This window comes from Bradyrhizobium sp. McL0615, from assembly GCF_049993905.1.
GTDB lineage: Bacteria > Pseudomonadota > Alphaproteobacteria > Rhizobiales > Xanthobacteraceae > Bradyrhizobium.
The window spans coordinates 3,473,999-3,488,494 of record NZ_CP188254.1; the positions used below are offsets into that span (position 1 = coordinate 3,473,999).

The 14,496-nt window shown below is 63.7% G+C and carries 13 protein-coding genes; 9 read left to right on the forward strand and 4 right to left on the reverse strand.

The window, feature by feature from the left end:
• Positions 1 to 100 precede the first annotated feature (100 nt).
• The 6 genes from ACPPVP_RS16440 to ACPPVP_RS16465 all read left to right on the forward strand — a co-directional run bounded on the left by ACPPVP_RS16440 (position 101) and on the right by ACPPVP_RS16465 (position 6,901).
• Positions 101 to 1,270 carry an amidohydrolase/deacetylase family metallohydrolase gene (locus tag ACPPVP_RS16440; RefSeq protein ID WP_426536033.1) on the forward strand — a complete coding sequence of 390 codons (1,170 nt, stop codon included), beginning with the start codon at positions 101 to 103 and terminating at the stop codon, positions 1,268 to 1,270.
• Between the two features lie 158 nt (positions 1,271 to 1,428).
• Entirely contained in the window at positions 1,429 to 3,033 is a 1,605-nt protein-coding gene (locus ACPPVP_RS16445) for an ABC transporter substrate-binding protein (RefSeq protein ID WP_426536035.1), read from the forward strand.
• Between the two features lie 17 nt (positions 3,034 to 3,050).
• The gene (locus tag ACPPVP_RS16450; protein ID WP_426536037.1) at positions 3,051 to 3,992 is read left to right on the forward strand and encodes an ABC transporter permease; all 942 of its coding nucleotides are present in this window, start codon (positions 3,051 to 3,053) and stop codon (positions 3,990 to 3,992) included.
• A gap of 17 nt (positions 3,993 to 4,009) precedes the next feature.
• Entirely contained in the window at positions 4,010 to 4,912 is a 903-nt protein-coding gene (locus ACPPVP_RS16455; protein ID WP_426537893.1) for an ABC transporter permease, read from the forward strand.
• 4 nt (positions 4,913 to 4,916) lie between these two features.
• On the forward strand, positions 4,917 to 5,906 hold the full coding sequence (locus ACPPVP_RS16460; RefSeq protein ID WP_426536039.1) for an ABC transporter ATP-binding protein: 990 nt from the start codon (positions 4,917 to 4,919) through the stop codon (positions 5,904 to 5,906).
• Positions 5,903 to 6,901 carry an ABC transporter ATP-binding protein gene (locus ACPPVP_RS16465; protein WP_426536041.1) on the forward strand — a complete coding sequence of 333 codons (999 nt, stop codon included), beginning with the start codon at positions 5,903 to 5,905 and terminating at the stop codon, positions 6,899 to 6,901. Before ACPPVP_RS16460 ends, ACPPVP_RS16465 begins: the two co-directional genes overlap by 4 nt.
• A gap of 8 nt (positions 6,902 to 6,909) precedes the next feature.
• Here ACPPVP_RS16465 and upp read toward each other — a convergent pair whose 3' ends face one another.
• From upp to ACPPVP_RS16480, 3 genes are all read right to left on the reverse strand, one after another.
• Positions 6,910 to 7,539 carry a uracil phosphoribosyltransferase gene (gene upp, locus ACPPVP_RS16470; RefSeq protein WP_426536043.1) on the reverse strand — a complete coding sequence of 210 codons (630 nt, stop codon included), beginning with the start codon at positions 7,537 to 7,539 and terminating at the stop codon, positions 6,910 to 6,912.
• 15 nt (positions 7,540 to 7,554) lie between these two features.
• Complete coding sequence (locus tag ACPPVP_RS16475; RefSeq protein WP_426537895.1) at positions 7,555 to 8,721, reverse strand: URC4/urg3 family protein; 1,167 nt, start codon at positions 8,719 to 8,721, stop codon at positions 7,555 to 7,557.
• A gap of 82 nt (positions 8,722 to 8,803) precedes the next feature.
• Positions 8,804 to 10,054 (reverse strand): GTP cyclohydrolase II, encoded by a 1,251-nt coding sequence (locus ACPPVP_RS16480; RefSeq protein ID WP_426536045.1) that lies wholly within the window; start codon positions 10,052 to 10,054, stop codon positions 8,804 to 8,806.
• 514 nt (positions 10,055 to 10,568) lie between these two features.
• Between ACPPVP_RS16480 and ACPPVP_RS16485 the strand changes: the two genes are divergently transcribed.
• Both ACPPVP_RS16485 and ACPPVP_RS16490 read left to right on the forward strand, forming a co-directional pair.
• Positions 10,569 to 11,501, forward strand: coding sequence for an N-carbamoyl-D-amino-acid hydrolase (locus ACPPVP_RS16485; protein WP_426536047.1), 933 nt, complete (start codon positions 10,569 to 10,571; stop codon positions 11,499 to 11,501).
• Positions 11,502 to 12,161, forward strand: a complete 660-nt coding sequence (locus ACPPVP_RS16490) for a flavin reductase family protein (protein ID WP_426536049.1) — start codon at positions 11,502 to 11,504, stop codon at positions 12,159 to 12,161.
• On the opposite strand, the gene ACPPVP_RS16495 is transcribed toward ACPPVP_RS16490, so the two are convergent.
• Positions 12,155 to 12,817 carry an aspartate/glutamate racemase family protein gene (locus ACPPVP_RS16495; RefSeq protein WP_426536051.1) on the reverse strand — a complete coding sequence of 221 codons (663 nt, stop codon included), beginning with the start codon at positions 12,815 to 12,817 and terminating at the stop codon, positions 12,155 to 12,157. The two genes, ACPPVP_RS16490 and ACPPVP_RS16495, sit on opposite strands and share 7 nt — an antisense overlap.
• A 206-nt stretch (positions 12,818 to 13,023) precedes the next feature.
• Here ACPPVP_RS16495 and hydA point away from each other — a divergent pair, with 206 nt between their 5' ends.
• Positions 13,024 to 14,493, forward strand: coding sequence for a dihydropyrimidinase (hydA, locus tag ACPPVP_RS16500; RefSeq protein WP_426536053.1), 1,470 nt, complete (start codon positions 13,024 to 13,026; stop codon positions 14,491 to 14,493).
• Positions 14,494 to 14,496: the final 3 nt, after the last annotated feature.

Sequence of the window (14,496 nt, forward strand, 5' to 3'; positions counted from 1 at the left end):
AGCCCAGGCGGCCTTCAATGGTTGACGGCTCGTCGGTGCGCGCGCTTCAGTGGATAGGCGAGGCGCACTCGCGCTGCTTCCCTCATATCAGGAGACCACAATGCCGTTCGATTTGATCCTGCGCGGCGGCCGGGTGATCGACCCTTCCCAGAAGCTCGATGCCGTGACGGATATCGCCTTTGCTGGCGGCAAGGTGGCCGTGATCGGAAGCGAGCTCAAGGCCGATCCCGGAACCGATGTGCGGGACGTATCTGACTACATCGTCACGCCTGGCCTGATCGATCTGCACACTCACGTCTATTGGGGCGGCACCTCGCTCGGCATCGACGCCGAGGAGTTCTGCCGCACCTCCGGCGTCACCACCGCGGTCGACACCGGTAGCGCCGGCCCGGGCAATTTCGCCGGCTTCCGCAAGCACGTCATCGAGCCGAGCCAGGTCCGCATCCTGGCCTATCTGCACGTCTCCCACGCCGGCATCTACGGCTTCTCGCATCGGGTCATGGTCGGCGAGAGCGAGGAGATGCGGCTGATGAATCCGATCGACGCGGTCGCCGTTGCAGATGCCAACCGCGACCTCATCGTCGGCATCAAGGTGCGGGTGGGGCTTCACGCCTCGGGCACCTCGGGGATCGTGCCGCTCGACATCGCGCTGGAGGTCGCCGAAGAAGTCGGCATGCCGCTGATGGCGCATATCGACCATCCGCCACCGAGCTACGAGGAGGTGCTCGCCCGCCTGCGGCCCGGCGACGTCCTCACGCACGCGTTCCGGCCATTTCCCAATACGCCCACCACCGCCCAGGGTACGGTGAAGCGGGTGGTGCTGGAGGCGCGCGAACGCGGCGTGTTGTTCGACATCGGCCACGGTAAAGGCTCATTCGCCTTCAAGACTGCACGCGCGATGCTTGCTAACGGCTTCTATCCCGACACCATTTCCTCTGATGTCCACGCCCTGTGCATCGACGGGCCGGCCTTTGATCAGGTGACGACCATGTCCAAGTTCCTGTGTATGGGCATGCCGCTCCGCGATGTCGTCGCGGCTTCCACGGTCAATGCGGCGATGGCGCTGCGACGCCCCGAGCTCGGCAGCCTCAAGCCGGGCAGCGTTGGGGACGCCACCCTCATCTCGATTCCGCAAGGCCAGTTCGACTATGTCGACGCCGTCGGCGAGCACCTGATCGGCGACCGCAAGATCGTCTCCGAGGGCGTCGTCATTGCCGGGCGTTGGTGGCACCCGAAGGAATCGCCGAAATTCAAGCAGCTCGCGGGTTAGGCAGAGCCGATGGATGCGCCGGCCGTGCTGGCATACCGCTTGCAAGCAAAAGGAGACTGATTGGCATCGGTTTGACTGGCCCGTTTCACCCCGCGTGGCGTCGAACCTCCGGCCATTGGCCGGACCCGCCATGACAACCCGAAAACAGGGAGAGCTCCATGGATCGCAGGACTGTGTTGAAGGGATTGGCCGGGGTAGGCAGCCTGGCGGCGACCGGCGGCCTTTCGATGCCGGCGCTTTCCCAAGGCGCCGCGGCGCGCACGCTGAAGTTCGTGCCGCAGGCCAATCTCGCGAATTTCGATCCGATCTGGGGGACCCAGTATGTCGTGCGCAACGCGGCTGCGCTGGTGTGGGACACCCTTTACGGCCTCGACGCCACATTGCAGCCGCAGCGCCAGATGGTCGAGTCCGAGGAGGTGTCCGACGACGGCCTGGTCTGGACCTTCCGGCTCCGGCCGGGGCTCAAGTTCCACGACGGCGAGCCGGTGCTAGCTAAGGACGTGGTGGCGAGCCTGACACGCTGGTCGGCGCGCGATCCCATGGGCCTGATGCTCAAGGCGATCCAGAACGAACTGACCGCCGTCGATGACCGGACCTTCAAATGGGCGCTGAAATCGCCCTATCCGAAGATGCTGCTGGCGTTGGGCAAGAACAGCACGCCTTGCGCGTTCATCATGCCGGAGCGCATCGCCCAGACCGACCCGTTCAAGCAGATCCCGGAATATATCGGCTCGGGGCCCATGAAATTCGCAAAGAGCGAATGGGTGCCCGGCGCCAAGGCCGTGTTCGAGAAATTTGCCGATTACACGCCGCGTCAGGAGAAGGCGTCCTGGCTCGCCGGCGGCAAGCAGATGCTGGTCGACCGCATCGAATGGGTGGTGATCCCGGATCCTGCCACGGCTGCGGCAGCACTTCAGAATGGTGAGGTCGATTGGTGGGAGAGCCCGATTACCGATCTGGTGCCGTCGCTGAAGAAGAACCGCAACATCGAGGTCGACATCGCCGATCCGCTCGGCAACATCGGTTCGTTCCGGATGAACCATCTGCATCCGCCCTTCAACGATGTGAAGGTGCGACGTGCCGTACTCACGGCGCTGAGCCAGGAAGACTACATGCGCGCGCTGGTCGGCGACGATACCGCGCTCTGGAAGCCGCTGCCGGGCTTCTTCACGCCGGATACGCCGCTCTACACGGAAGAGGGCGGCGAGATCCTCAAAGGCAAACGCGATCTCGCAGCGGCAAAGAAGTTGCTGGCCGAGAGCAGCTATTCAGGCCAGCCGGTCACCTGCGTCGTGGCGCAGGACCAACCGATCACCAAGGCGCAGGGCGATGTCACCGCCGATCTGCTGAAGCAGATGGGCATGAACGTCGATTTCGTCGCGACCGATTGGGGCACGGTCGGTTCCCGCCGCGCCCAGAAAACGCCGCCGGGCCAGGGCGGCTGGGGGATGTTTCACACCTGGCATGCGGGCGCGGATTGCGTCAATCCGGCGGTCTACAACGCTGTTCGTGGCACTGGCGACAAGGCGTGGTTTGGCTGGCCCACGAGCGAGGCCGTGGAAAAGGAAGTCACGGCATGGTTTGATGCCAAGAACCTCGATGAGGAGAAGGCCGCGGTGAAGCGCCTCAACAAGGCGGCGCTTGAGGATGTCGTCTATGCACCGACCGGCTTCTTCCTGAGCTACACGGCGTGGCGCAAGAACGTCTCCGGTATCGCCAAGGGACCACTGCCGTTCTTCTGGGGCGTATCGAAGACCGCATGACGGCGCAGTAAACCCACATGGTTTCGTATATCCTCCGGCGCATTCTCTCGACGTTGCCCGTCATGGGGATCGTCGCGCTGTTCGTCTTCAGCCTGCTGTACATCGCGCCGGGCGATCCGGCCGCGGTGATCGCAGGCGACCAGGCGAGCCCCGCCGACGTCGAGCGGATACGCCAGGGCCTCGGTCTCGACCGGCCGTTTTTGGTCCAGTTCGGCAGCTGGCTCTGGAACATCGTGCATGGCGATCTCGGCACCTCGATCTTCACCAACATGCCGGTCTCCGCGATGATCGCGCAGCGCATCGAGCCGACGTTCTCGCTGATGGCGATTACGCTCGTCCTGACCATCCTTGTCGCGGTGCCGCTCGGCGTAGTGGCGGCGTGGAAGGCAGGAAGCTGGGTGGACCGCACCATCATGGCGTTCGCCGTGTTCGCCTTCTCGCTTCCCGTCTTTGTCGTCGGATACGTCCTTGCCTATGTGTTCGCGCTGCAGTTCGAATGGCTTCCCGTGCAGGGCTACACGCCGCTGAAGGCGGGCGTTTGGCCATGGCTGCAGAACCTCATTCTTCCCGCGCTCGCGCTCGGCTCGGTATACATCGCGCTGATTGCGCGCATCACCCGGGCCTCCATGCTCGAGGTCCTGCAGCAGGATTATGTCCGCACCGCCCGCGCCAAAGGCCTCGGGCAGCGCAACATCCTGTTCGTTCACGCGTTGAAAAACGCCGCCGTTCCGATCGTGACGGTGATTGGTATCGGTATCGCGCTACTGATCGGCGGCGCGGTGGTGACCGAAAGCGTGTTTGCCATTCCGGGCCTCGGCCGGCTGACGATCGATGCGATCCTGCGCCGCGATTACCCGGTCATCCAAGGCATCGTGCTGCTGTTCAGCTTCCTCTACGTGCTCGTCAACCTGATGGTCGATGTCACCTACACCCTGGTCGATCCGAGGATCCGCTATTGAGCATCTCCTCATCCAGCATGGCGCCGGTACCGCCGGGCCTCGTCGTTGCGCCGCAACTGCCGGACCTGCTGGTGCCGGTGGCGATCCGGCGCGGTGTCCTTGGCTTCCTGCGTAATCATCCGACGGTTGCGATCGGCGGTACCCTGCTGCTCTGCCTCGTCTTGATCGGGATCTTCGCGCCCTGGCTCGGGACCGTCGATCCCACCGCGCTCGCACCCGCCAAACGTACACGCTTGCCTTCCGCGGATTATTGGTTCGGCACCGACCTGCTGGGCCGCGATGTCTATTCACGCGTGCTCTACGGGGCGCGGGTCTCGCTGACCGTGGGCCTGTCAGTGGCCGTATTGTCCTCACTCGCCGGTCTCGCCATCGGCCTGGTCTCGGGTTTCGTGCGATGGGCGGACAGTATCCTGATGCGGTTCATGGACGGGCTGATGTCGATCCCGCCGATTTTGTTGGCCGTCGCGCTGATGGCGCTGACACGCGCGAGCGTCGGCAACGTCATCCTGGCCATCACGATTGCCGAAATCCCGCGCGTCTCGCGGCTGGTGCGCAGTGTCGTACTGTCGCTGCGTGAGCAGCCCTATGTCGACGCTGCCACGGCCTCCGGCACGCGAACGCCGATGGTCATCCTACGTCACATCCTGCCCAACACGCTGGCGCCGATGCTGGTCCAGGCCACCTATATCTGCGCCAGCGCCATGATCGTGGAGTCGATCCTCTCCTTCATCGGCGCCGGCACGCCGCCCACCATTCCGTCCTGGGGCAACATCATGGCCGAGGGCAGGGCGCTGTGGCAGGTCAAGCCCTACATCGTGTTCTTTCCCGCCGCGTTCCTGTCCGTCACCGTGCTCGCCGTCAACCTGCTCGGCGACGGCCTGCGTGATGCGCTCGATCCGCGAATGGCCAAGAGTCTCTGATCCGATGGCATTGCTCGAAGTCGATAATCTGCAGACCCATTTTCGTACCCCCGAGGGTATCAATCGGGCGGTCGACGGCGTCTCCTTCCATGTCGACGAAGGCGAGACGCTGGCCATCGTCGGTGAATCCGGCTGCGGCAAGTCGGTCACCTCGATGTCGCTGATGCGGTTGATCGCTGAGCCTCCGGGCAAGATCGCGGGCTCGATCCGCTTCCAGGGCAAGGATCTGCTTCAACTCACCGAGCGCGAGATGCGGGCCATTCGCGGCAACGACATTTCGATGATTTTCCAGGAGCCGATGACAAGCCTCAATCCGGTACTGACGGTCGGCCGTCAGATCGGTGAGACGCTGCGGATGCATCAGGGGCTCGACAAGCAGGCCGCCGAGGCGCGCGCGATCGAGATGCTGACATTGGTCGGCATCCCGGAGCCGGCGCGCCGCGTGCGCGAATATCCGCATCAGCTCTCCGGCGGCATGCGCCAGCGCGTGATGATCGCCATGGCGCTCGCCTGCAATCCAAAGCTCCTGATCGCCGACGAGCCGACCACGGCGCTGGACGTCACGATTCAGGCGCAGATCCTGCAGCTGATGCTGGATCTCAAGCGCCGCGTCGGTGCGGCGATCGTTCTGATCACCCATGATCTCGGCGTGGTCGCCGAAATCGCCGAGCGCGTCATGGTGATGTATGCCGGCCGCAAGGTCGAGGAGGCGCCGGTCGCCGAACTGTTCCGCTCGCCACGTCATCCCTATACGCAGGGCCTGCTCGGCGCGGTGCCCAAGCTCGGCTCATCACTCACAGGTGCGGCGCGGCGGCTTGCCGAGATCCCCGGCCAAGTGCCGAGCCTCAAGGGGCGGATCGAGGGCTGCGTCTTTGCCGGGCGCTGTGCGCTGGCGACCGATCTCTGCCGGCAGGTGGCCCCGGGCCTCGAAGAAAAAGGACCCCGTCACATCGCCGCCTGCCATTACGCGCGCAAGGAGGCGGCCGCGGCATGAGCGCCCCACTGCTCCAGGTCAACGACCTCAAGAAGCATTTTCCGGTCCGTGGCGGCCTGTTCAGCCGCAAGTCCAACTGGGTCTACGCCGTGGACGGCGTGTCCTTTGAGGTCGAGCGTGGCGAGACCTTGTCTCTCGTCGGCGAATCCGGCTGCGGTAAGTCGACGGTCGGTCGGGCCATCCTGCGGCTGTTCGACATCACCTCCGGTCAGGTGGTGTTGGATGGCGAGCGTATCGACCGTCTTTCACCCGGAAGGCTGCGCAGCATGCGCCGCCGCGTGCAGGTGGTGTTCCAGGATCCATTCTCCAGCCTCAATCCGCGGATGCGCGTCCGCGATATCCTGGCCGAGCCGATCCGCAATTTCGGCTTGGCCAAATCGTCCGCTGAACTCGAGGCGAAGGTGGCGGCGCTCATGGACACCGTGCGTCTGCCGCGCGATGCGCTGGGCCGCCGGCCGCACGAATTCTCGGGTGGCCAGCGCCAGCGCATCGGCATCGCCCGGGCGCTTGCCGCGGAACCCGAACTGATCGTCTGCGACGAGGCGGTCTCGGCGCTCGACGTCTCCGTCAAGGCGCAGATCGTCAACCTGCTGCAGGATCTGCAGCGGGAGTTCGGCCTCGCGCTGCTCTTCATCAGCCACGATCTCGCGATCGTCGAGCATATGACCCATCGCGTTGCCGTGATGTATCTCGGCAAGATCGTCGAGATGGCGCCAAGGCAGCAAATCTTCACCGCGCCGAGGCATCCCTACACCAAGGCCCTGCTGTCAGCCGTACCGGTGCCGGAGCCCGGGGCCATTCGCAACCCGATCATCTTGAAGGGCGACGTGCCAAGCCCGATCAATCCGCCCAGCGGTTGCCGCTTCCACACAAGGTGTCCATACGTGTTCGATCGCTGCCGGACGGAGGAGCCAGAGCTGCGGTTGACCGAAGGCAGTCAATGGGTGGCATGTCATCTCAAAGCGCTGCCGGAAGCGCCGGGACCCGCTCACTGATTGCGAACCTACTTCGTGCCGTAGGCGCGGTCGCCAGCGTCGCCGAGACCCGGCACGATATAGGCGTTCTCGTCCAGCCCCTGGTCGATCGCCGCGAGCCAGATCGGAACGTCAGGGTGAATGCCGCGCATCCGCTCGACGCCTTCCGGCGCGGCGATCAGGCTCACCAGTCGAATGTCGTTGGCGCCGCGCTCCTTCAGCCGGTCGACCGCGGCGACGGCGGAGTTCGCCGTGGCCAGCACTGGCGAGATCACGATCACCAGCCGCTCGTGCAGATCGCTCGGTGCCTTGAAGAAATATTCCACGGCGGTGAAGGTTTCCGGTTCGCGGTAAAGGCCGATATGCGCGATGCGTGCGGTCGGCACCAGATCGAGCATGCCTTCCGCAAAGGTCACGCCGGCACGCAGCACCGGCGCGAACACCAGCTTCTTGCCCGCGATCTGCGGCGACTTCATATGCGCAAGCGGGGTTTCGATTTCGATATCGGCCAACGGAAGGTCGCGCGTGACCTCGTAACAAAGCAGCATCCCGATCTCCTTGAGGAGTTCGCGAAACGACTTGGTTGAAATGTCTTTCTGCCGCAGCAGCGTAAGCTTGTGCTGCACCAGCGGGTGGCTAACGATCGTAACGCCGTCCATCTCTCTAACCTCGATCTAGAAAACTGTGCCGTCACTAATCACTTTTACCGGAGGCGAGGCGTCCGCGCGGCGTTCGCGCGCCAGCCGTCGGCCCGCCGCCCACGTGCCGCCCTCGAGAATTTTCGCCAGCGGCATCGATGTGGCATCGCGCCCAAGCCGGTGCCGCAGATCATCTGCGACGCGGTCGAGCAGCGCCACCGTCAGCGCGCGCCATTCCACGACAAGCGGTGACGATACCTCATGCTCTCGCTGCGCATCTCCCGCATCGCGAAACGCCAGCACGCCGGTATCGACGAACAGTCCGCCATTGCGATATTCGGCAAGGCCGGTCAGGCCGTCGATATCGGTCACGATGATGCCGGATGTTTGCAGCGGCTCGATGAGAGAATAGGCCAGCCATTGCGAGAGCTTGTGCAGCGGCACCAGGCCGCTGGTTGCGTCCGCGGTCGTCATGGCCGGATGTCGCCAGCAATCGCCGAGCGCGATGCCGCCCAGCGTCAGCCGCGACGGCCAGATCGGCCCGAGCTGCTGCAGCAGTTCCGCCAAAATCGTTGGCGCAGGCAGCTTTCCACCGTCCGCCAGCATCGCCAGCCGGTCGAACAGTCCGCCGGGCCGCGGCGTGTCTTGGCTGCCGAATATTTGCGGTTTCGAGGCCACCAGCCGGCCCAGGCGACGCAACAGGTCGGCGCGCCCGTCCATCCCGACCAGCGGATTGGCATCCGAGACCTGCATGCCGCGTTCGAGGTCGGTAACGCCAAGATTCACGAGCACGCCGGCATCGACGCGCAGAGGCGCGAGGGGAGCAGCCGAGAATGCGCCACCCGTGAACATCGCGAGGCTGGCCAGCCCCAACCCTTCCGAACGGCCGATGGTTGAACCGGTTTTGGGATCGCGGTAGCGCCACGATGGACCTGCGCCGGCATCGAGGAAGACGCTGACGATGGCGAGGTCGAACTCGGCCCGGGCGCGGGCCGCGCGATCGGGCCAATCGGTCTGGTCGGCGACAGCAGCCCAGCGATTATCACCGTTGGTGACGAAGTGCCGCCAGCGCGAATGAAACGGTACGTCGAACGAAGGATAGGCGTTGCGCGTTGTTTCCAGCACCAGCTCGACCACATCGTCCATGCGGTCTAGGTCGATGCGGAAATTCGGCAGCTTGTCGTCAAGGCCGATGGCGAGCATGCGATGAGCGCGCTCGCGGACGGCGCTGGCATTCAGCAGCGACAGGGCGGCCGATGTCTCCGGATGGATTGCCACGGCGCTCTCAATATTTTTCGAGCGAACGGCCGACCGGGTTGTCCGGATCCTGTTGCGGCTCGGGCGTGTAGTAACCCGCGGCCTTCTTGGCCGCGATTTCCACATGCGCGTCGGCCGGGATCATGTCGTCGGGGATCGGCACACGCTCGACGATTTCGATGCCCTGGCCGGTCAACGCGTCGTGCTTCATGTCGCTCATGGACACGAAGCGGTCGATCCGCTTGAGGCCGAGCCAGTGCACCACATCCGGCATCAGTTGCTGGAAGCGTGCGTCCTGCACGCCGGCGACGCATTCGGTGCGCTCGAAATACTGGGCCGCGGCATCGCCGCCTTCCTGGCGCTTGCGGGCGTTATAGACCAGAAATTTTGTCACTTCGCCGAGTGCGCGGCCTTCCTTGCGATTGTAGATGATGATGCCGAGCCCGCCGCTTTGGCCCGCGCGCGCGCACTCTTCGATGCCGTGAATCAAATACGGACGGCAGGTGCAGATATCAGAACCGAACACGTCCGAACCATTGCATTCGTCATGCACGCGGCAGGTTATCCTGGTGGAATGATCAGGCAGTTTGCTGACATCCCCGAACAGATAGGCTGTGGTGCCGCCGATCGGCGGCAGAAACACCTGCAGATCGGGCCGCGTCACCAGCTCCGGAAACATGCCTGCGGTCTGCTCGAACAACTGTCGGCGCAGATTGTTCTCGGTGGTGGCGAAGCGCGCCGCAAGGCCGGGCAGATGCCAGACCGGGTCGATCGCAATCTTGACCACGGAGACGCTGCCGTTCTTGTGTACGACCTCGCCATCCTGCTTGAGTCGGCCGGCCTCGATCGCGGCTTGCAGTTCGGGCAGATCGAGACGGGCGCGTGTGATGGCAATGCTCGGACGGATGTCGAGGCCCTCGGCGATCTCGCTGGCAAAGTTTTCCGCGGCGAGATGTCCCCACGGATCGAGCGATACGATCCGCTGTGGCTCGGTCCATTGCGGGAACGGCCCGATCGTTTCAGCAGGGTGGGTATTGGTGAGATCCGGGCGTCGGACAGGATCGAGCGCGCCGGATGAGACGGCCAGCGCGCGGTAGACCGAATAGGAGCCGCCATGCGTGCCGATCACGTTGCGGTCTGCCGGGCGCGACACCGTACCAATCACCGGTCCGCGTTCGCGCGCGCTGGGCGCGCCCCAGGTGATCGGGAATCTAAGCTTGGCACCCGGTGCCGGGTGCGACGTAATGCGAATATGATCAATCCGATTGGAACGAGTCATCGCCACGAACCCTGAAACGGCGACGGCCCGCCTGAATAGACGGGCCTGTCACCAACGATAAAATCAGCAGCGGTTGCAGCTGAGACAACAGTATAGTCATTTTTTAGCGGAAAACAACGCCTTGGATGCGATTACCGTTAGGTGGCCGTTAACGGTTAGGGCGCAGACGCCTGTACCGCTGTCGCTTGCGGCGCTGCAGCGTGGATCGAAAACGCGATCGAGCGGCGCGGCTTGGCGTCCTGCTTTGAAGACGCTCGATATGGCGAGTATCGCGCAACCAGCACCACGGCTCGTTCGTTTGTTCAGACGTGACCAGACCTGCTGACGATAGGTTGCGCGCGACCGGAACGCAGAACTGAAGTGCATCGCGCCAGCCGTCTCCGCATTTGACTCCGCGCGAACCAAAACTTTAACTGCGCTCACGCCGCTTGAACCAGATTGGACTCTAGGCTCCGAAAGCTGCTTCATTTGCATGCAAACGCTGCCCTAAATGGCAGCATTCAGGAAGTTATTTATGCGCGTCATCAATGTTGCCGCCGCCCAGTTGGGTCCGATCCAGAAAGCCGAGAGCCGCGAAGCGGTCGTCAAGCGCATGATCGCGCTGATGGATGAAGCCAAGGCGAAGGGCGCTGATCTGATCGTCTATCCGGAGCTCGCCCTCACCACCTTCTTTCCACGCTGGTACATGGAGGACCAGGCCGAGGTCGACACCTGGTTTGAACGCGAGATGCCGAATACGGCGACAAGGCCGCTGTTTGAGCGAGCTGGTCATCACAAGATCGCAATGAATTTTGGCTATGCCGAACTGACGCCGGATGGGCATCATTTCAACACCTGCATCCTCACCGACAAGTCCGGAAAAATTGTCGGCAAGTATCGCAAAATTCATCTGCCCGGTCATTCGGAGTTTGACACCAAGCGCGCGTTCCAACATCTGGAGAAGCGCTACTTCGAGCCGGGCGATCTCGGTTTCAACGTCTGGCGTGCGCTCGGCGGCATCTTCGGCATGGCGGTCTGCAACGACCGGCGCTGGCCGGAAACCTATCGCGTGATGGGCCTTCAAGGCGTCGAGATGGTGCTGATCGGCTACAACACGCCGTCGATCAATTCCGAGAAGAGCGAGGAGGGGCCCGAGAAACGGCTGTTCCATAACCGGCTCTCCGCGCAGGCCGGCGCCTACCAGAATTCAACCTGGGTCGTAACCGTCGCCAAGGCCGGTGTTGAGGATGGCCACCCCTTGATCGGCGGCAGCCTGATTGTGAACCCGGACGGCGAGATCGTTGTCGAGGCCAGGACCGAAGGGGACGAGCTGCTGGTTTACCCCTGCGATCTCGACGCCACCATCTTCGGCAAGAACACGATCTTCAATTTCGCGCTCCACCGCCGCATCGAGCATTACGGCCTGATCACAAGCCGAACCGGCGCGGTGCCGCCCCCGGAAAACTAGATGTCCGGCATCTCGTTCCGCGAACTCGATCCGCACGACCGCTACAAGCTGCTGTGCGGAGTCGTTGTGCCGCGGCCGATCGCGCTGGTCACGACGCTCGACGAGAACGGCAGCGTCAACGCGGCGCCGTTCAGCTTCTTCAACGTGTTCTCAGAGGATCCGCCCCTTTTGGTGCTCGGCCTGCAGCACAAGGCCGATTTCAGTCCCAAGGACACCACGCGCAACATTCACCGCAGCGGTCAGTTCGTCGTGCATCTGGTGGACGAGGCGCTGGCCGCAACCATGAACGACTGCGCGATCGACTTTCCCTCCGGTGACAGCGAAGTGGAGGCGACGGGGCTGAAGACATTGCCGTCGGTCGATATCGCGGTGCCGCGATTGGCTGCGGCACCTTTCGCGCTGGAATGCCGGCAGCACGTCGCGCTTGCCTTCGGGCCTGGTCGTGAGCTTCTTGTCGGTGAGGTGCTGCGCCTGCATGCGCGCGAGGGCCTGATCGACCTGGAAAAGATGTATGTCGATTTCGACGTCTACCGTCCGATCGGGCGCTTGTTCGGCAATCTCTACGCCGCCCAGCGCGACACCTTTGCGCTAGCGCGCGAAAGCCACGCGCAATGGCGCGCGCGCAACGGAGCGGCCGAACCGTCCGACCAAAGTCAGTGATGCGAGAACTGCACAGTGCCCAGCGCCATGGTCACGGCCGCCTGGGTCGGGTCGATCACGGGGATCCCGAGCGCCTGCTCCAGCGGCCGGCGGTGACGCGCCATTCCGGCACAGCCCATCACGATGGCGCCGGATCCGTCTTCGTCCTTCAGCGCGCGTCCGACCTCGATCATCTTCGCCAGCGTTCCTTCGCCCGATGCTGTTTCCGCCACGCTCATGTTGAGCGGCCGTTCCCTGGTCAGGCGATCCATCAGGCCCATCTGCCTGAGGTAGCGGACATGGCGGCGGATCGAGCGCTGCGCGATCGCAATCACGCCGAAGGTTTCAGCGCGCGCCAGCGCGGTCAGCACGCCGCATTCGGCGATGCCGAACACGGGCCGGTCGGTTGCTTCGCGGCAGACATGCAGCCCCGGATCGCTGTAGCAGGCAATGACGAAGGCGGCCGATTGGTTGTCGCCTTCAACGAGGCGGCGCAGCGGCATCGTCACACCATCGACATCGGCCTGGCTCTCGATCCCGTAGGGGCCCTCGGTCAGCATCTCGCAGACAATCTCCGGTCCGCCTTCAAAGTCGAGCGGCTTCAAGGCTTGCTCCAGCCCTTGGGTCACGAGCTGGTTGGAATTGGGATTGATGACGAGAATGCGCGGTCGTGACATGGTGTTTTCCTGCGGGACGAGGCGTCGGATGATACAGCGAGACCGGCGCGCAACAAGACGGCGATGGAAGCAATGACCATGCCATCCAGCGATGCATGGTCCACTGTCTGCTGCGAAAGCGCAAGGGAGTGTGACGGCACGATCTGTGCTTTCATCCCGCGAATGCAACACTTAGGATTCAAGACTAAAATACCTGGGAGTTTGTCATGACCGAGCCCGCCTACGACCTTCTCATTCGCGGCGGACGCGTCGCGACCGTAAGCGACGTGTTCGAGGCCGACGTCGCCATTTCCGGTGAGACGATCGCCGCTATCGGCCGCGGGCTGTCGGGCGCGCGGCGCGAGATCGACGCGCGGGGCAGGCTGGTGCTGCCCGGCGGCATCGACAGCCACGCCCATATCGAGCAGCTCTCGGCCGCAGGCATCGTGAATGCCGATACGTTCGAGAGCGCGACCGTTTCGGCGGCCTTTGGCGGCACTACTACGGTAATCCCGTTCGCGGCCCAGCACGTCGGCATGAAATTGCCGCAGGTGCTGGAGGAGTATCATGCGCTCGCAAAAAAGGGCGCCGTGATCGACTACGCCTTCCACATGATCATCGCCGATCCGACCAAGGAGACACTGGAGAACGATCTGCCTGATCTGATCAAGCAGGGCCACGGCTCGATCAAGATCTTCATGACCTATGACCGCCTGAAAATCGATGACGAGCCGCTGCTCGACATTCTGCTTGCGGCGCGCGACGGCGGCGCGATGCTCTGTGCCCACGCCGAGAACCACGGCATCATCTCCTGGATGGTGAAGCGGCTGCTGGCGCGCGGCTACACCGATCCAAAATATCACGCCATCAGCCACGCCCGCGTCTCGGAAGCGGAAGCCTTCAACCGGCTGATCGGCATGGCCGCGCTGATCGACCAGCCGATCATGATCTTTCACGTGTCGACGGCCGAAGGCGCCAAGGTGATCCGCGATGCGCGCGGGCAGGGGTTGAAGGTGTTCGCGGAAACCTGCCCGCAATATCTTTTTCTCACCGCCGACGATCTCGACAAGCCCGGCGTGGAAGGCGCCAAATGGATGTGCAGCCCGCCGCCGCGCCGCGCCGCCGACCAGGAGGCGCTGTGGCAGGCGCTTGCGCTCGGCGATCTCCAGACCGTTTCATCCGATCACGCGCCTTATCGCTTTGACGAGACCGGAAAACTGCGCGCTGGCCCCAACCCCAATTTCAAGCAGGTGGCGAACGGCCTGCCGGGGCTGGAAGTTCGCTTGCCGCTACTGTTCGACGCCATGGTTTCAAAGGGCCGATTGGGTCTCGAAAAATTCGTGGAACTGACCGCGACAGCTCCAGCAAAGATCTACAATCTGCATCCCCGCAAGGGCTCGATCGCCGTCGGCGCCGATGCGGATATCGCGATCTGGGATCCGCAGCGCGAGGTCACGCTGAGCGATGCGATGATGCATGATCTGACGGGCTATACGCCCTTCGCCGGCCGCAAACTGCGCGGCTGGCCGACTACGGTTCTATCGCGCGGGCGCGTCATCGTGGCGGATGGCAAGCGTTCGGTCGAGGCAGGCACGGGCCGTTTCGTGCCGCGCTCGGGCGGCGAGGCGGCGAAGCCGACCGGTCGCCTGATGCCGGACATGGACCCCGAGCAGAATTTTGGCGCGACCCTGCTGTGATCC